Here is a 16556-nt window from a genome sequence, read left to right on the forward strand (position 1 = left end):
GCGGACCCGGCGGCGGTCGACCTGTCGGCGATGGACGGGCCGGCGGTCGACGGGCCGGCGGCGGACGTGGCCCGGTTCTCCGACCGGGGCGCCCGGATCGCGGCGGTGGCCATCGCCCTGGTCTGGCACCTCGCGGTCGGGCTGCCGGCCGTGCTCGGCGCGTGGTCCGAGCTGGCCGCGCCGACGGTGGTCGCGGCGGGCTGGCTGACCGCCGGCCTCGTCGGCGGGTACGCCGCCCACCGGCTGCTGCACGGCGCGCTGCCACCGGCGTTGCCGCTGGCGACGCTGTTGCTGGCGGTGGACGCGGCGGTCTTCGCGGCGGCCGGCGAACGGCAGCTCTTCGCCGCCGCGAACTGGGCGTGGACCGGGCTGGCCTGGTTCCTCGTGGTGGTGCTCTGGGGTCGCCCGATCCGCTGGATGATCCTCCTGCTGGTCGGTCACGCGCTGATCGCGCTCGCCACGCTCGTCGGCGACGGCGCGACCGCCCCCGCCGACCTGACCCGCTTCACGATGTACGTCTACGGCACGTCGTCGCTGCCGGTGGCGGTCTTCACCGGGGCGGCGGTGATCGCCACCCTGGCCCGGGACCGGGCCGGCACGGCGGCGGCGACCCTGGCCGTACGCGCCGAACAGGACGCCGCCGAACGGGCCTGGGCGGACCGCCGCAGCCGGCTGGCACTGGTCGGCGGGGCCGCCGAGCAGGTGTTGGCGGAGCTGGCCGACGGTCGGGCCGACCCGGCCGACCCGTTCGTGCAGCGGCGGTGCGTGCTGGCCGCGACCCGGCTGCGCCGGTTGATCGCCGAGGCCGACGACGTGCCGGACCCGCTCCTGCACGAGCTGCGGGCCGCCGCCGACCTGGCCGAACGCAACGGCCTGCCGATCGAGCTGATCGCCGTCGGCACGCCGCCGCCGCTGCCGGTGGAGGTCCGCCGCCGGTTGGCCGATCCGCTCGCCGCCGCGCTGGCGGACGCCACCGGCTGGGCCCGGTTGACCGTGGTGGCCGGTCCGGACGAGGTGGCGGTCAGCCTGGTCGCCCCCGACGTGGCCGGCCCGCAGGCGACCGGCCGGGAGGTGAACGGTCCAGGGGCGGTCGGCCCGGAGGCGGTCGGCCCGGAGACGGACAGGCCAGAGGTGAACGGCCCGGGGACGGTCGGGCCGTCGGCCGGGCCGGCCGACGACGACGAGCAGGTGGAACACCTGCACGAGCGGGACGGGGAGATCAGGTGGACGCAGACCCGATGGCGCAGGCCATGAGCGGGGAGCGGCCCGTCGGGGTGTCGATCGTGGACGACCACCCGGTGGTGATCGACGGAGTACGGGCGTGGCTGACCACCGAGCCCCGGCTCCGGGTGCTCGCCACCGGTGACGACCCCGACCTGGTGCTGCGCACCGCGCCGCAGGCCGACGTGATCCTGCTGGATCTGCGGCTACGCGGCCGGATGGTGCTCGACAAGCTGGCCGAGCTGAGCGCCGCCGGCCACCGGGTGGTGGTCTACTCCGAACACACCGATCCGGCGACGATGCTCGCCGCGCTCGACGCCGGGGCGACCGCGTTCCTGGCCAAGCACGAGGGGCGGGAGCACTGCGTGGCGACCGTGCTGGCCGCCGCCAGCGACCGCCCGTACGTGCCGCCGACCCTGGCCGGGGCGATGGTGGGGGATCCGCGACCGGACCGGCCCGCCCTGTCGGACAAGGAACGGGAAGCGCTGCTGCTGTGGTTCCAGTCGATGTCGAAGGCGTCGGTGGCCCGCCGGATGCAGATCAGCGAGCACACCGTCAAACAATATGTCGACCGGGCGCGGATCAAGTACACCCGTGCGGGTCGCCCGGCCGCCACGAAGGCCGCGCTGCTGGCCCGCGCGATCGAGGACGGACTCATCCGGCCGGAGGAGATCGGCACCTACCGGTCACAGGCGTCCTCCGACCGGCCGACCCCCTAACGGGTGTCATGACAGTGCGTCACCGGTCGACAAGGCTGAACGTCGAAGACCACTGCGCGGGGGGAGGTCGTGACGATGCGCGAGGACATGTCCCCGTTCTTCATCGCACCACATCGGTTCGACGCACCGGAGGACAACTTCGCCCCGGTGCTCGACAGGCACCACGAGTTGGTCCCGGAGCCCGGTGAACGGGTGCTCGGGCGGTACCTGACATCGGTGGCCGGCTGCCTGCTCAGCCCGACCGGCACCCGCGGGCAGTGGGTGTTGCCGGCGCCCGCCTCGGTCACCGTCACCGACCGACGCCTCGCGTACGTCTGCCTCGCCGGTGACCTGGCCCTGGTCGCCGGCAAGATCGACTCGACGGGGGTCCGGCACCGCCGGAACGTCCGGCTGCCCCGCCTGGTCAGCGGGCAGGTCTGCTGGCAGTGGCCGTCCCGGCTGGAGCTGCGGCCCACCCCCTCGTCCGACCCGGACGGTCCGCCCCAGGAGGCGGAGCTGCTGGTGGTCTGCGACGCGCTGCGGACCATCCAGCAACCCACCCTGGCCCTACGCGGTCAGCTCGGCCCGGTGACCGAGCTGGCCCGGCTGATCCGCCGGACGGTGGCCTGCTTCCGGATCTCCCGCCCCGAGCTGGTGGAGCTGGCACCGCCGGAGCGGGACGTGCTGATCCGCCGGGCCACCGCCGCCCCGATGACCGGGGAGGCGCGGGTGACCCTGCCGGGTTCCCTGCCGGTGGAGTTCCTGTCCCGCGACGACTACTACCGTCGCCCGCAACCGGCCGGCCGGGACGCCGTCGGTAGCTGAGCCGGGCCGACCGGGCCGCGGTCGGTAGCTGAGCCGCCGGCCGGACGACCCCGGGCCGCGAGGGGACTGGTCAGGAGGCGGTGGAGCGGCGGGGGCGGCGGTCCAGCTCGGCGGCCTCCTGCGGGCTGGGCGCGGTGCCGCCCAGGTGCGCCGGCTGCCACCAGGTGTCGTCCGGGCCGGACGGCTTGTCGGGGTACTCCCGCTGGGCCCGGTCGACCAGCGCGCTCAGCCGGGTCTTCAGCTCCGCCGTCATCGTGTTGGCGTCCGGATAGGCGGCCGGGTCCATCGGCTCGCCGAGCAGGATGGTGATCGGGGTGTGCCGCCGGGTGAGGGTCTTCGGTCGGCCCTTGGTCCACAGCCGCTGGGTGCCCCACAGCGCCACCGGCAGCAGCGGCACCCCGGCCGTCTGCGCCATCCGGGCCGCCCCGCTCTTGAGCTCCTTGACGGTGAAGGACCGGCTGATCGTCGCCTCCGGGAAGACCCCCACCACCTCGCCGCGGCGCAGCGCGTCCACCGCCGTGTTGTACGACCCGACCCCCGCGGAGCGGTTCACCGGGATGTGCTTCATGCCGCGCATCAGCGGGCCGGAGACCTTGTGCGCGAACACGTCGTGCTTGGCCATGAACCGGACCAGCCGCCGCGAGGCGTGTGCCCCGTACCCGCAGAAGATGAAGTCGAGGTAGCTGACGTGGTTGCTGGCCAGCACCGCCCCACCGGTCCGGGGCACGTGGTGGCTCCCGTCGACGGTCAGTCGCAGGTCGAGGACCCGAAACAGCGTCTTGGCGGTGGCGATCACGGGCGGGTACACGAGTTCCGGCATCCGGGCACTTTACCCCGCGTGAGCGACACCGCCGTAGGGGCGCAGCCGGCTCAGGCACGCAGCCGGCTTGGGCACGCAGCCGCAGTGGGGGCGCAGCCGGCTCAGGGGCGCAGCCGGCGTACCGGCGGCGCTCCGGTCAGTCGGCCAGCTTGTGCAGATCGAGACGGCCCCGGGCGAAGGCGTCGACCCGTCCCCACCGGCCGGGGATGTCCAGCACCTCGATCCGGCCCATCCCGACCGGCAGCACCGGCTCCACCGCCAGGTGCCCCTCGTGCGGCTCCAGGCCGAGCATCGTCCGCAGCAGCAGCAGCGGCGCCCCCGTCGACCAGGCCTGCGGGCTGCACGCCGTCGGGTACTCGACCGGGAACTTGGTCTGCTCCCGGCGGTAGCCACCGAACGCCTCGGGCAGCCGCCCGTCGAAGTAGGTGGCCGCGTCGAGGATGCCGTTGGCGATCACGGCGGCCTCCTCGGCGAAGCCGTACCGGCGCAGGCCCCAGGCGATGAAGGAGTTGTCGAACGGCCAGATCGTGCCGTTGTGGTAGCCGATCGGGTTGTACCGCACCTCCCCCTCGGCGAGGGTGCGTACGCCCCAGCCGGTGAACAGCCGCGGCCCGACCAGGTGCTCGGCGATCCGCTCGGCCCGGTCGGGGTCGACGATCCCGCTCCACAGCAGGTGTCCGATGTTGGAGGTGAGCACGTCGCACTGTCGACCGTCCGGGTCGAGGGCCAGCGCGTAGTACTCCCCGTCGGCGACCCACCAGTCCCGGTTGAAGCGCTCCTTCAGCGCGGCGGCCTCCCGCTCCAGCCGGTCGGCGAACGCCGGGTCGTCCCAGAACTCCCGGGCCATCCGGGCCGCCCGCAGCTTCGCGTCGTACGCGTAACCCTGCACCTCGCAGGTGGCCCGGGGGAACGGCGGCAGGCTGCCGTCGGCGTACGAGATGGAGTCCCAGGAGTCCTTCCAGCACTGGTTCTCCAGGCCGGTGTCGGTGTTGCGCCGCTCGTACCAGATGTAGCCGTTGCCGGCCAGGTCGGCGTAGTCGTCGATCCACCGCAGCGCGGCCCGGCACTCCCGTTCCAGCTCCCGGACCAGCGCGGCGTCACCGCTCCACCGCTCGTACTCGTCGAGCAGGACGACGAAGAGCGGGGTGGCGTCCACCGAACCGTAGTACGGCGAGTGCGGCTGCTCCTCGAAGGCGGCGGTCTCGCCGTAGCGCATCTCGTGCAGGATCCGGCCGGGATCCTCGTCGCGGAAGTCGTCGAACCGGGTGCCCTGCAACGACGCCAGGATCCGCAGCGTGGTCTTGGACAGCTCCGGGGCGAACGGCAGCACCTGGAGGCAGGTGAGGATGCTGTCCCGACCGAACATGGTCATGAACCAGGGCAGGCCGGCGGCGGGCAGGGTCTGGCCGCCGAGCGACAGCGGCGCGAAGCGCAGCGCCGCCAGGTCGACCAGGCTGCGCCGGTAGGTGGCGGCCACCTGGTCGTGCTCGCTGTTGACCTTGGGGGCCTTGGCGATCCACTCCTCCAGGTCGTGCTGGAGGGCGAGCCGCTCGTGGCCGTGCACCGTCACCCCCAGCCGCAGGTCCCGCCCGCCCGGGCCGATCGCGAAGGTCTGCACGTCGATCTCGGCGGTCCACTCCTCGTTGGGCTCCAGGTGCACCGAGTACGCGAAGCCGTTCCGGTCGTACCGGGCCGGCCGGGACGACGAGATGACCGTCTCGCGGCGGAAGTTGCCCCGCCGGTAGCCCAGCCGCAGCCGGTCGGACTCCGCCTCGGCGTACAGCTCGCCCTTCTTGTTGAGGATCTCGTCCTTGACCTGGAAGAGGTCGGCGAAGTCGGCCCCGGCGTCCATCCGGACCTCCAGGTCGACCGCCTTCTCGTCGTGGTTGAGGATGGTCAGCTGCTCGCGGAAGCTGCCGCCGACCGCGCGCTCCCGGATGATCGACAGCTTGGCGTCGACGTAGTGGGTGGCCATCCCGGGCACCAGGAAGAACCGCGCCTCGAAGTACTGGAGGTCGTCGTAGGACAGGGCGTTGAGCCGTTCCCCGTTGACGGTCAGCACCCAACGGGACAGGAACCGGACGTCCAGGGAGAACAGTCCGGTCGGCTCGCTCGGCGTCGCCTCGATGTCACCGGTCTCCTCGGAGACGACGAACGTGTTGCCGTCCAGGATCCGGACCGTGTTGCTCTGTCCCATCACCGCACCTCCCGCCGGTGGAGCCGACGCGGCCCCTGGGCGTCCGGCGGACCGGGGAAGATCCGCTCGATCTGCACCACCAGCCGGGCGTCGCCGGTCACCGTCATGTCCCCGCGCAGCACGGCGGCCAGGCCGTCCTCCCGGCCCGCCGCCATCTCCTCGAACAGTGCCGGTGTCGTCCCGATGACCGTGTCCGCCTCCCGGTCCTCCTGACTGACCGCCACCTCGCCCCGGTCCACCCGGAGCAACCAGTGGGTGGTGTGCGCCCCCTCGTGCAGGTCGAAGCGCAGCGTCCCGACGGCCTTGTCCAGCAGCGGTTCGTAACCCCGCCGGTCCAGACTCTCGAAGAACCTCGTGGTCGCGTCCACCATCGGGCCTCTCCCCTGTCGTCCCGTCCCGGTACCCGCAGGGTGTCCCCGGTCGACCCGTCCCCAACCTCACCCGGATCGGGTGAACGCCCCCGGCCGGGCGACGGGCGACAAGACAGCGGGCAGCGGGCGGCGGGCGACAAGACGGCGGGCGGCGCGGACGACGACGACGCCGGCCCCCGCGATGCTCCGGGGGCCGGCGTCGTGGTCGTGGGTGTCAGTTGTTGGGCTCGTCGGCGCTGATGTCCGCCAGGACCGACTGGGGTTCCCGCTCCACCGCGAGGTCACCCATCGACACCAGGCCCACCAGCCGGCCGTCGTCGATCACCGGCAGCCGGCGCACAGCGTAGGTACGCATCAGGTCCGCGGCGGCCACCGCGTCGTCGTGCTGGCTGACCGTGATCACGTCCCGGCTGGTGATCTCGCCGAGCCTGGTGCGGTCCGGGTCGCGGTTCTCCGCCACACCCCGGACCGTGATGTCCCGGTCCGTCACGATGCCTACCACGTCGTCCCCGTTGGTCACCACCACGTCGCCGATCGCGCTGTTCCGCATCTCCTGCGCCGCGGCGGTGAGCGTGGCGTCGCCGTCCATCGTCACCAGCCGGGTCGTCATGAACTCTCCGACCGTCGTCATGGCGCTCTCCTCTCGGTGTCGGCACGGCCGTCTACCCGCCGCCGACCCGCAGGTAACGCACCCGCGCCGGGGCCGGTCAGCGCAGCTCGGCGGCGACCAGCTCGGCGAGCTGCACCGCGTTCAGCGCGGCGCCCTTGCGCAGGTTGTCGTTGGAGCAGAACAACGCCAGGCCGTGCTCCACGGTCTCGTCGGCCCGCAGCCGGCCCACGTAGGTCGGGTCCTGACCGGCCGCCTGCAATGGGGTCGGCACGTCCGACAGCGCCACCCCGGGCGCACCGTCGAGCAGCTCCCGTGCCCGCTGCGGGGTGATCGGCCGGGCGAACCGGGCGTTGATCTGCAACGAGTGGCCGGTGAAGACGGGCACCCGCACGCAGGTACCGGAGACCTTCAGCTCGGGGATCTCCAGGATCCTGCGGCTCTCGTTGCGGAGCTTCTGCTCCTCGTCGGTCTCGAACGAGCCGTCGTCGACGATCGAACCGGCCAGCGGGAGCACGTTGAAGGCGATCGGCCGGGCGAAGGAACGCGGCGCGGGGAACTCGACGGCCGACCCGTCGTGGGTCAGTGCGGTGGCCCCCTCGACGACCTTGCGGACCTGCTCGTCCAGCTCGGCGACGCCGGCCAGGCCGGCCCCGGACACCGCCTGGTAGGTGGCGACGACCAGGCTGACCAGCCCGGCCTCGTCGTGCAGCGGGCGCAGCACCGGCATCGCGGCCATCGTGGTGCAGTTCGGGTTGGCGACGATGCCCTTCGGCCGGTCGGCCAGGGCGTGCGGGTTGACCTCGGCGACGACCAGCGGCACCTGCGGGTCGGTGCGGAACGCCGACGAGTTGTCGATCACCACCGCACCGGTCGCGGCGACCCGGGGGGCCAGCTCCTTCGCGGTGCCCTTGCCCGCGGAGAAGAGCACGATGTCCAGCCCGGAGTAGTCGGCCGTCGCCGCGTCCTCCACCGTGACCTCGCCGCCCCGCCAGGCCACCGTGCGCCCGGCCGACCGCGCCGAGGCGAACAACCGCACCTGCTCCGCCGGGAACTCGCGTTCCGCCAGCACCTGCCGCATGACGCCACCGACCTGGCCGGTGGCTCCCACAATGCCGATCCTCATGCCCGCGAGGCTACCCAGCCGCAGGCCCACGACGGGAAGCCTTTCCCACCGCCCGGGCCACCGCCCGTCCCCCGGTCGCCGCCCGTGCCGGCCACCGACCCCGAAAACCACCCGACGGTACGCCCGGAAGCCCCGGAAGATCCCCCGCGACCGGGCCGTCCGGCCGCAGCATCCGCACCGCCGGTCCGGCCCGGCGCTCCCGGGGCGGCGCGACCGGAATCACACCGCCCCGGGAGGGAGAACCACTCGACCCGCGTGGCCGGTCACCCCGCCGACGGCCGGCTACCTCGCCGAGGGCCGGTCAGCCCACGTGGCCGGCCGTCACGCCGAGGGCCGGCCACCTCGCCGACGGCCGGTCAGCCCGCGTGGTCGGTCACCTCGCCGAGCCCGGAGGCGACCAGGTCGTCGCGGATCACCGCCGCGTCGCCCTCGATGACCAGGGTCAGCGCGTCCGGGTGCAGGTGCGTGGCGGCGGCCGCGGAGACCTGCGCCACGTCGGCGGCGAGCAGCTCCTCCCGCAACCGGGCGTGGTAGTCGTCCGGCAGGTCGTGCACCACCAGGGTGGTAAGCGCCGAGGCGATCGCCCGGGGGCTCTGCAACTCGACCGAGAGCTGACCGGCCCGCCAGGAACGGGCCACCGCCAGCTCGTCCTCGGTCACCCCGCCCTCCCGGGTACGGGCGATCTCGCCGACCGCCTCGACCAGGGCCGGCGCGGTCACCGCCGTCTGCACCCCGGAGCTGACCGCGAACCGACCGAACCGGCGGGACGAGGCGAAGTCGCCCCGGATGCCGTACGTGTAGCCGCGCACCTCGCGGATCAGGTGGTTGAGCCGGGAGGTGAACGCCCCGCCCAGCACCGTGCCGGCGAGCGTCATCGGCACGTGGTCGGGGTGGGCGCGGTGCGGCGACGGGTGCCCCAGCCGCAACGTGGACTGCACCGACCCGGGCCGGTCCACCAGGATGATCCGCCGGCCGGCGGGCAGCGGCACGTCGATCGGGCCGCCCCGCTCGGCGGGACCGCCGCCGGTGCCGGCGAACGCCGCCGCGCCCAGCGTGTCCAGGTTGAGCCGGTCCAGGTCACCGGCGACGATCAGGGTGCCGGGGCGGAGGAACCACTCGGAGTGGAAGACGGTGACGTCCTCCACGTCCAGCCCGGCCACCGAGTCGGGATCGCCGTACAGCGGTCGACCCCACCGGTTCGCCGCGCCGAACAGGTCGGCGCGCAGCACCGCGTCGGCACGCGGCCCGGGGTTCGCCCAGTCCATCCGCAGCCCGGTCGCCTCGTCGTCGCGGACCCGGCGCACGTCGTCCGGGTCGAGCCGGGGCGTCCGCACCGCCTCGCCGAGCAGTCGCACCGCCGCCACCAGCCGGTCCACCGGCACCTGCACGCTGACCTGGAAGCTGTCCCAGTCCAGCCCGGTGGCCAGCTCGGTGCCCAACCCCTCCAGGGCCAACGCGAACCCGGTGGCGTCCCGCTGGACGGTGCCCTCCTCCAGCGCCTTGGCCAGCACCGCGCCGAGCCCCTCCTTGCCGACCGGCTCCCGGCCGGCACCCGCGTCGAGCAGCAGCAACGCGACGGCGAGAGTCTGGCCGGGCAGGTGCGCGGCGACCACCCGGCCCCCGGCGACGTCCCGCCGGACCACCGTCGGGAACCGGTACGGGCGGGCGTTCCCCGGACCCGGCCGGGTGGTGATCAGCGTCATGAGGTCTCCTCCGGCAGGTAGGTCAGGGTCACCCGGTCGGCCGGGGTGAGCACGTCGGCGGCCAGCTCGGCGATCTGCCCGGCGGTGACCGACAGCCAGCCGGACAGCCGGTCGGCGGTCTTCGCCGGGTCACCGAACTGGGTGGCGTACCGGCCGAGCGCGTCGGCCCGACCGTCCACCGTGGCCATCTGCCGCCACCAGGCGGTGCTGAGCAGCGCCTTGGCCCGGTCCAGCTCGGCGCTGGTGACCGGCACGGTGGCGAGTTCGTCGACCACCTCGGCGACCCCGGCGGCGAGCTGTTCGGCGCCCACCCCGGGGCGGGCGGTGGCGGTCGCGATCAGCGGTGCCGGGGCGTGCGCCAGGTCCACCCCGTACGCGCCGACCAGGTCCGGCTGGGCGAGCCGTTCGCCGTCGGCGAGCCGTTGGTAGAGCCGGCTGCCCCGGCCGCTGCCGAGCACCGTCGCGGCCACCGTGGCCACGTCGTAGCCGGTGCTGCCGAACGGGTGGGTGCGGTGGGCGACGTAGACCCGGGCGGCCGGCACCTCGGCGGTGACCGTCTCGACGGCGGGCCGGCCGGTGCCGGCGACGGTGTGCCCGTCCGGCGCGGCGGGGATGTCACCGCGCGCCGGGATCGCCCCGAAGTACCGCCGCGCCAGCGCGAACACCTCGGCGGCGGTGGCGTCGCCGACCACGGTCAGCACGGCGTTGTCCGGCGCGTAGTACGTCTGGTGGAACGCCTGGAAGGTGGCCAGGTCGGCGGCGTTCAGGTCGGCCATCGACCCGATCGTCGCGTGGTGGTAGGGGTGCCCCGGCGGGTAGAGCAGCGGGAGCAGCCGCAGCCAGGCGTCGCCGTACGGGACGTTCTCGTAGCGCTGCCGCCGCTCGTTCTTGACCACGTCCCGCTGGTTGTCCAGCGTCTCCTGGGTCAGCGCGGGGACCAGCCCGCCCATCCGGTCGGCCTCCAGCCACAGGGCCAGTTCCAGGTGTTCGGCCGGGACCGTCTCGAAGTAGTTCGTCCGGTCCGGGTTGGTGGTGGCGTTGAGCGAGCCACCGGAACCCTGGATCAGCTTCATGTGTTCGGTCTTGGCGACGTTGACCGAGCCCTCGAACATCAGGTGCTCGAAGAGGTGGGCGAAGCCGGTCTGGCCGGCCGGCTCGTGCCGGGAGCCCACGTCGTACCAGAGGTTGACCGCGACCGCCGGGGCGGTGCGGTCCTCGCTCACCACCACGCGCAGGCCGTTGTCCAGTCGGGTCGTCTCGATGGGCCAGGGGTAACCGCTGTCGGGCATGACCCGACGCTATCCGATCTCCACGCCCCGGTGGCGACGTGTCGCCACCGGGGCGGGCGGGTCAGCGGTCGGGCGGGTCAGTCGGGGGGTTCGACCGGGGGGACGGTCTCGGCGGAGGTGCGGTGCTCCAGCACCGTGTCGGGGGCGGCCCGCTGGTCGGCCAAGCGGCGGTCCGACTCGGCGAGGATCGCCTCGGCCTGGGCCTGCGGGTCGTCGCTGCCGACCGCCGCCTCCTCGGGCAGCAGGTGGGCGCGGGATTCCACCCGTTCCTGGTCGCTCTGCTCGTACGTCATGCGGATCCTGTTACCCCGCCGACCCGTCCGCCACGCCGGGTACGACGGGATCCCCGGCGTCAGCGGAACGGGCCGCGCACCTCGTAGGTGATGCCACCGCCGGGGACGCCGGACGTGCCGCGCTGGGAGGAGAAGTAGAGCCGGCTGCCGTCCGGCGAGAACGCCGGCCCGGTGATCTCCGACGAGGACTGCCCGGTGATCCGCAGGAACGGCGTCACCACCCCGGTCGGGGTGATCAGGTTGATCTCCATGTCGCCGCCGTCCTCGGCGACGTAGAGGTCGCCGGAGCGGGTGCCGGTGATGTTGTCCACCCCGGTCAGCGGGGCGGCGCCACCGGTCACCAGCGAGTCGTCGTACGCCAGGTCGATGCGCTGGCCGACCACGTCGTACGCCCAGACCCGGTTGTCGCCCTTGGTGGTGAACCAGCAGGTGCCGTCGGCGTACCAGCAGCCCTCGCCGCCGGTGAACCGCTTCGCCCCGGCGACCTGGTTGCGGGTCGCCGTCGGCAGGCCGTCCGGGTCGGGAACCCGGGCCCAGCTCACCGGGCCGCCGGTGGCGGTGCCGGCGACCAGCACCTCCAGGGTGCCGGCGGAGAGGTCGCCCCAGACGGTGGGACGGAACCGGTAGAAGCAGCCGTCGGTCTCGTCCTCGGTCAGGTAGATCACCTGGCGGACCGGGTCGGCCGCCGCCGCCTCGTGCTTGAACCGGCCCAGCGCCGGGCGCTGCGCGGCGGGGGTGCCGCCCTGCGGGTAGGTCTCGTAGACGAAGCCCCGGCTGGTCTCCTCGCAGGAGAGCCAGGTCCCCCATGGCGTCGCGCCGCCGGCGCAGTTCTGGTTGGTCCCGGAGAGGATGCGGTACGCCGAGCTGACCGTGCCGTCGGCGGTGAACCGCACCGCGGACGCCCCGCCACCGGGGGTGACCTCGGAGTTGGAGACGTAGATCCAGCCGGTGCCGGCGGCGAAGCAGGCCCCGCCGTCGGGCGCGGGATGCCAGGTGTACGAGGTGCCGGGCACCGTCTGCCGGGAGCGGGCGATCACCCGGCTGGTGAAGCCGGCGGGGAGCTGGAGGCCGTTGCCGTCGGCGCTGCCGAGCGGCCCGTAGGGGCCGGTGCCGGGCTGGGCCGGGGCGGCGAGCGCGGCGCCGGACCAGAGGCTGCCGGCGAAGGCGGCGGCCCCACCGGCGACGGTGGCGCGCAGGACGGTACGACGGTCCATCGGAACCTCCGGGGGAAGCGAGCGGTGCCGCCGAAGTTACCGACGGTGGCAGTGACGGAGGTGAACGTCAGGCGAGGGTTGACCGACGAGCGGATGAGTCCTTGCCTCCGGTCGGGTACGCTGGTCGGCGTGACGCGCTCGTATCGATGGTTTAGGCAGCCGGCTGCGGAGCCGGTGACCTCACCATGAGCTGACGTCACCGCGTTTCGAGCCGGCCGGGCAGGAGCCTTCAGCTTCCTGCCCTTCTGTTTACGAGCAGCCGGCTCGACCCGGGCACCGGCCCCGGGCACGGTCGGCGGAAGGACTCCCCCCGTGACGACCCCGGACAACGGGCCCACCCCGGACAACGGCGCGGTCATCGACCAGCGGATCGACCGTGTCGTGCCGCTGACCACCCCCGCCCTGCTCCTGCACGAGCTGCCGCTGGATCCGCCGCTCGCCTCGGCCGTGCTGGCCGGTCGACGCGCGGTCGGCCGGGTGCTGGACCGCGCCGACGACCGGCTGCTGGTGGTGGTCGGCCCGTGCTCGGTGCACGACCCGGCGGCGGCGCTGGACTACGCGCACCGGCTGCGCGAGGCCGCCGACCGGCACGCCGACGACCTGCTGGTGGTGATGCGGGTCTACTTCGAGAAGCCGCGTTCCACGGTCGGCTGGAAGGGCCTGATCAACGACCCGGCGCTGGACGGCTCCGGCGACGTGAACACCGGCCTGCGGACCGCGCGGGCGCTGCTGCGCGACGTGGTCCGGTTGGGCCTCCCGGTGGGCTGCGAGTTCCTCGACCCGATCACCCCGCAGTACATCGCCGACACGGTGGCCTGGGGCGCGATCGGCGCCCGGACGGTGGAGAGCCAGGTGCACCGGCAGCTCGCCTCCGGCCTGTCGATGCCGATCGGGATGAAGAACCGCCCCGACGGCAGCATCGGCACCGCCGTCGACGCGATCCGGGCCGCCGGCGTGCCGCACGTCTTCCCCGGCATCGACGTCTCCGGCACCCCGGCGATCATGCACACCCGGGGCAACGCCGACGGGCACCTGGTGCTGCGCGGCGGCGGCGGTCGGCCGAACTACGACGCCGGGTCGGTGGCCGGGGCGTTGGACCTGCTGCGGGCGGCCGGGTTGCCGGAGCGGTTGGTGGTCGACGCCAGCCACGCCAACAGCGGCAAGGACCACCGCAACCAGCCCCGGGTGGCCGCCGACGTGGCCGCCCAGCTCGCCGCCGGGCAGCGCGGCATCGTCGGCATCATGCTGGAGAGTTTCCTGCTGGCCGGCCGGCAGGACCTGGACCCGACCCGGGAGCTGACCTACGGCCAGTCGGTCACCGACGCCTGCATCGACTGGGACACCACCGCGGAGGTGCTGGAGCACCTCGGGGCCGCCGTCCGGGCCCGCCGGGCCACCCTGCCCACCCCGGCCTGACGGGTTTGACCGTTTCGGCCCCGGGTAGCAGGGCGGGGTGACCGACGACGCACCCGTGACCCAGGCCGCGCCCGGCGCCGGCGACCTGCCCGGCGCCGACCAGCCGGACCTCCGGCAGCTCGACGAGCTGCTGGACGAGATCTACCACGGCCAGGAACGGCTCAGCCAGGCCGACATCTACCGCTCGGCGGTCAGCGCGGACCTGCCGGCGGAGCTGCTCACCCGGGTCGCCGCGCTCCCCGAGGGGGAGTACGCGGTCGACGAGGTGGCCGACCTGCTGGGCGGGTCGGCGGGCTGACCGGCCCCGGCCGGCGAGAGGAGATCGAGATGTCCGACCAGCAGGAGCACCACGAGCGGGTGCCGGCGCTCGGCCAACCCCCCGAGGGGCAGGACACCCTGCCCGAGCCGGACTTCGCCAACGAGCACGAGCAGACCGCCGTCGACCGCGAGGTGATCACCGGAGCGGACGCCGACGAGCGGGAACCGGAGACGTCCCGCGGTTGGGCCGGGGAGGACCACGGCACCACCCCCACCTGAGCGGCGACGGAACACGGAAAAGGGGCCGGCGGACACGATCCGCCGGCCCCTTCCGGTACCCGGGGTCACGCCTCGGCGTGCCGTCCGCCCTCGGCGGCCTGCTGGGCCATCGCGTAGCCCATCTGGAGAAAGTCGGACGCCGCGACGGCGGTCAGCGCGGTCGCCACCAGCCGGGTCAGCCGGGGGGCCAGCACCAGGCCGCCGGTGAGCCCGGTGGCCACCCAGACGGCCAGGCAGAACGGGCAGCTCAGCAGCTCGCCGATCGCGTGCCGGGTGGCGCTGCCCTGGTCACGGACCTGCTCCATCACCTCACCGCTGCCGCTGGGGCGGTCGTAGCGGGTGAACGGGGCGCGCAGCGGGCTGGTCACCGCGTCCTTGGACAGCAGCCGGCTCAGCTTGTGGGTGGCCACGGCGAGCAGCACCACGTCGCCCGGGGCGGGCCGCTCGGGCACCGGTCGGCCGGTCGCCCTGACCAGTGCCGCGATCGACGCGGTCACCCCGGCGTAGGTGCCCATCGCCGCCAGGTAGCCGCCCAGCGGCCGGTGCTCGTGCGGGGCGTACGCCTGGCGCAACCGGGTCACCTTCTGCTTCAGGCCGCTCTCCGTCACCGGGTCTCCTCGGTCAGTCGTTCGCATCGGTGGGATGTCCGTCGCCCGCTCGGGGCGGGTCAGCCGGCGGTCAGGTTCTCGGCGACCTCGCGTTCGAGGTTGGCCAGTGACTCGTCGGCCAGTCCGGCGGCCGACCCGGCGGGCAGCTCCAGCCGGACCCGGGCGCCCCCGGCGTCGCCCGCCACGACCCGCAGTTCGGCCGCGCCGTCCGGGCCGTCCCAGCGGGCCTTCAGCTCGTCGTCGGAGCGGCTGGCGGGGGCCGCGCCGTCGACCCGCAACGGCGCGGGCAACCAGGCGTCGATCCGGTCGGGGTCGGTGGCGGTGCTGAACACCACCTCGGGCGGCGCCGACATGCCGCGCTCGGCGAGCACCCCCATCAGGCGTCCCGCAGCCGGTGCGGATCGACCTCGCGGCCGGGGTGCCGGGCCAGGTACTCGGTCTCCAGCTCCGCGGTGCGGCGCAGGTGGTTGGCGAGCGCCGCGTCGGCGGCGTGCCGGAGGGTGTCCAGCCGGGTGCGGTGCAGGCTCCGCAGCTCGCGGATCAGGTCGGCCTCGTCGAGTTCGGCCGGGTCCACCCCGATCAGCTCACCGTCGGCTCCGGGGACCGCGGGGTCGGTGCGGTGGACGTGGTCGCCGTCCCACTCGGGCATCAGCTGTTCGGGACTGGCCTCGCCGGAGCGGTGTAGTGATTCGGTCATGTCGCCCCCTCGGGTTCGACTGCGCTGGCTGTCTAGACGGATGCCCAGCCGGAGTGGCACCAAACCCTCCGGCGCGGTGACTACGACGTCGCGTCGGAGACGCCGGCCCGTCCCGGTACCCTCGACGGCATGAAGCGGCTCTGGACACCGGCGTGGATCCTCCGCCACGTGGCCCTGGTCGTCCTGGTGACGGGCTTCCTGGCGCTGGGCTGGTGGCAGATCAGCCGGGCCGCTTCCGGCAACACGCTGAGCTGGGCGTACGCGGTGGAGTGGCCGATCTTCGCCGGCTTCGTGGTCTTCGTCTGGTGGCGGGAGGTCCGGCACGCGCTGCGCGGCACGCGCGCGGCCCCCCCGCCGGCCGCCGCACCGGGCGGGCCGGCGCCGGCCGGCACCACCGTCGGTCCGACCACCCCGGCGGTACGGCGCCCGGTGCGGGTCGCCCGGGTTCCGGCGGCACCGGTCGACGGCGCGGACGACGCCGACCTGGCCGCGTACAACCGCTATCTGACCTGGTTGAACGCCAATCCGGGCGCGAGGCCCGGCGACTATCCCGGCTGAGGCCGGTCGGAAGGACGGACGACGGTGGGCGGAGCCCTTACCCGGTACCGCGTGATCGCCTGGATCGTGGGCGTGGCGCTGGCCGTGCTGGTGCTGATCGGCATGCCACTGAAGTACGCGTTCGACGAGCCGCTCGTGGTGGCGGTCGTCGGCACCGCGCACGGGTGGCTCTACCTGCTCTACCTGGCCGCCACCTTCGACCTGGGCCGGCGGGTGGACTGGCCGCTGAAGCGGATGCTGCTGGTGATGCTCGCCGGCACGGTGCCGTTCGTGTCGTTCGTGGCGGAGCGCAAGGTGACCCGGGAGCTGGCGACCGGCGCGCGTCCCCGCGTCCCGGAGCCGGCTGTCCGCTGACGGCCCGCACGGCCAGGGTGAG

The 16556-nt window shown here is 74.0% G+C and carries 20 protein-coding genes; 8 read left to right on the forward strand and 12 right to left on the reverse strand.

Annotated elements, in window-relative coordinates; translation table 11 throughout:
* Positions 1 to 30 precede the first annotated feature (30 nt).
* The 3 genes from O7625_RS01040 to O7625_RS01050 all read left to right on the forward strand — a co-directional run bounded on the left by O7625_RS01040 (position 31) and on the right by O7625_RS01050 (position 2744).
* Complete coding sequence (locus O7625_RS01040) at positions 31 to 1254, forward strand: hypothetical protein (protein WP_282346764.1); 1224 nt, start codon at positions 31 to 33, stop codon at positions 1252 to 1254.
* On the forward strand, positions 1224 to 1940 hold the full coding sequence (locus O7625_RS01045) for a response regulator transcription factor (protein ID WP_067303086.1): 717 nt from the start codon (positions 1224 to 1226) through the stop codon (positions 1938 to 1940). The genes O7625_RS01040 and O7625_RS01045 overlap by 31 nt, the downstream gene beginning before the upstream one ends.
* 75 nt (positions 1941 to 2015) lie before the next feature.
* Positions 2016 to 2744, forward strand: coding sequence for a hypothetical protein (locus O7625_RS01050; RefSeq protein ID WP_282343634.1), 729 nt, complete (start codon positions 2016 to 2018; stop codon positions 2742 to 2744).
* 70 nt (positions 2745 to 2814) lie between these two features.
* On the opposite strand, the gene O7625_RS01055 is transcribed toward O7625_RS01050, so the two are convergent.
* From O7625_RS01055 to O7625_RS01095, 9 genes are all read right to left on the reverse strand, one after another.
* On the reverse strand, positions 2815 to 3564 hold the full coding sequence (locus O7625_RS01055) for a lysophospholipid acyltransferase family protein (protein WP_282343636.1): 750 nt from the start codon (positions 3562 to 3564) through the stop codon (positions 2815 to 2817).
* A gap of 136 nt (positions 3565 to 3700) precedes the next feature.
* Positions 3701 to 5761, reverse strand: a complete 2061-nt coding sequence (locus tag O7625_RS01060) for a glycogen debranching N-terminal domain-containing protein (RefSeq protein ID WP_282343638.1) — start codon at positions 5759 to 5761, stop codon at positions 3701 to 3703.
* The gene (locus O7625_RS01065; protein ID WP_282343640.1) at positions 5761 to 6132 is read right to left on the reverse strand and encodes an SCP2 sterol-binding domain-containing protein; all 372 of its coding nucleotides are present in this window, start codon (positions 6130 to 6132) and stop codon (positions 5761 to 5763) included. Before O7625_RS01065 ends, O7625_RS01060 begins: the two co-directional genes overlap by 1 nt.
* 214 nt (positions 6133 to 6346) lie before the next feature.
* A complete protein-coding gene (locus O7625_RS01070) occupies positions 6347 to 6763 on the reverse strand; it encodes a CBS domain-containing protein (RefSeq protein ID WP_282343642.1) in 417 nt (138 codons plus the stop codon).
* Positions 6764 to 6839: 76 nt separating this feature from the next.
* Positions 6840 to 7865 carry an aspartate-semialdehyde dehydrogenase gene (locus O7625_RS01075; RefSeq protein ID WP_282343644.1) on the reverse strand — a complete coding sequence of 342 codons (1026 nt, stop codon included), beginning with the start codon at positions 7863 to 7865 and terminating at the stop codon, positions 6840 to 6842.
* A 356-nt stretch (positions 7866 to 8221) separates the two neighbouring features.
* Positions 8222 to 9568, reverse strand: coding sequence for a pitrilysin family protein (locus O7625_RS01080; protein ID WP_067303069.1), 1347 nt, complete (start codon positions 9566 to 9568; stop codon positions 8222 to 8224).
* Entirely contained in the window at positions 9565 to 10857 is a 1293-nt protein-coding gene (locus O7625_RS01085; RefSeq protein ID WP_282343646.1) for a pitrilysin family protein, read from the reverse strand. The genes O7625_RS01080 and O7625_RS01085 overlap by 4 nt, the downstream gene beginning before the upstream one ends.
* A 77-nt stretch (positions 10858 to 10934) precedes the next feature.
* Positions 10935 to 11150, reverse strand: a complete 216-nt coding sequence (locus O7625_RS01090) for a hypothetical protein (protein WP_067303063.1) — start codon at positions 11148 to 11150, stop codon at positions 10935 to 10937.
* Positions 11151 to 11209: 59 nt separating this feature from the next.
* Positions 11210 to 12364, reverse strand: a complete 1155-nt coding sequence (locus O7625_RS01095) for an alkaline phosphatase PhoX (RefSeq protein ID WP_282343649.1) — start codon at positions 12362 to 12364, stop codon at positions 11210 to 11212.
* Between the two features lie 312 nt (positions 12365 to 12676).
* On the opposite strand from O7625_RS01095, the gene O7625_RS01100 reads away from it, so the two are divergent.
* Genes O7625_RS01100 through O7625_RS01110 form a run of 3 tightly spaced genes read left to right on the forward strand, consistent with a single transcriptional unit; the run spans position 12677 to position 14317 of the window.
* Positions 12677 to 13780 carry a 3-deoxy-7-phosphoheptulonate synthase gene (locus O7625_RS01100; protein WP_282343650.1) on the forward strand — a complete coding sequence of 368 codons (1104 nt, stop codon included), beginning with the start codon at positions 12677 to 12679 and terminating at the stop codon, positions 13778 to 13780.
* 55 nt (positions 13781 to 13835) lie between these two features.
* Positions 13836 to 14078 (forward strand): hypothetical protein, encoded by a 243-nt coding sequence (locus O7625_RS01105; protein ID WP_172898547.1) that lies wholly within the window; start codon positions 13836 to 13838, stop codon positions 14076 to 14078.
* A 29-nt stretch (positions 14079 to 14107) separates the two neighbouring features.
* On the forward strand, positions 14108 to 14317 hold the full coding sequence (locus O7625_RS01110; protein WP_067303050.1) for a hypothetical protein: 210 nt from the start codon (positions 14108 to 14110) through the stop codon (positions 14315 to 14317).
* 65 nt (positions 14318 to 14382) lie between these two features.
* On the opposite strand, the gene O7625_RS01115 is transcribed toward O7625_RS01110, so the two are convergent.
* From O7625_RS01115 to O7625_RS01125, 3 genes are read right to left on the reverse strand one after another with little or no spacing between them, the layout of a single operon-like run.
* A complete protein-coding gene (locus O7625_RS01115) occupies positions 14383 to 14925 on the reverse strand; it encodes a DUF1360 domain-containing protein (RefSeq protein ID WP_067303047.1) in 543 nt (180 codons plus the stop codon).
* A gap of 59 nt (positions 14926 to 14984) precedes the next feature.
* Complete coding sequence (locus O7625_RS01120; protein WP_282343652.1) at positions 14985 to 15302, reverse strand: hypothetical protein; 318 nt, start codon at positions 15300 to 15302, stop codon at positions 14985 to 14987.
* Entirely contained in the window at positions 15302 to 15622 is a 321-nt protein-coding gene (locus O7625_RS01125; protein ID WP_067303041.1) for a DUF6158 family protein, read from the reverse strand. Before O7625_RS01125 ends, O7625_RS01120 begins: the two co-directional genes overlap by 1 nt.
* Before the next feature lie 129 nt (positions 15623 to 15751).
* Here O7625_RS01125 and O7625_RS01130 point away from each other — a divergent pair, with 129 nt between their 5' ends.
* Positions 15752 to 16180, forward strand: a complete 429-nt coding sequence (locus tag O7625_RS01130) for a hypothetical protein (RefSeq protein WP_282343655.1) — start codon at positions 15752 to 15754, stop codon at positions 16178 to 16180.
* Between the two features lie 24 nt (positions 16181 to 16204).
* Positions 16205 to 16534, forward strand: a complete 330-nt coding sequence (locus tag O7625_RS01135; protein ID WP_067303036.1) for a DUF3817 domain-containing protein — start codon at positions 16205 to 16207, stop codon at positions 16532 to 16534.
* The last annotated feature ends 22 nt before the right edge of the window (positions 16535 to 16556 follow it).

The organism is Micromonospora sp. WMMD714 (assembly GCF_029581315.1).
In the GTDB taxonomy this organism is placed as follows: Bacteria; Actinomycetota; Actinomycetes; order Mycobacteriales; family Micromonosporaceae; genus Micromonospora; species Micromonospora rifamycinica.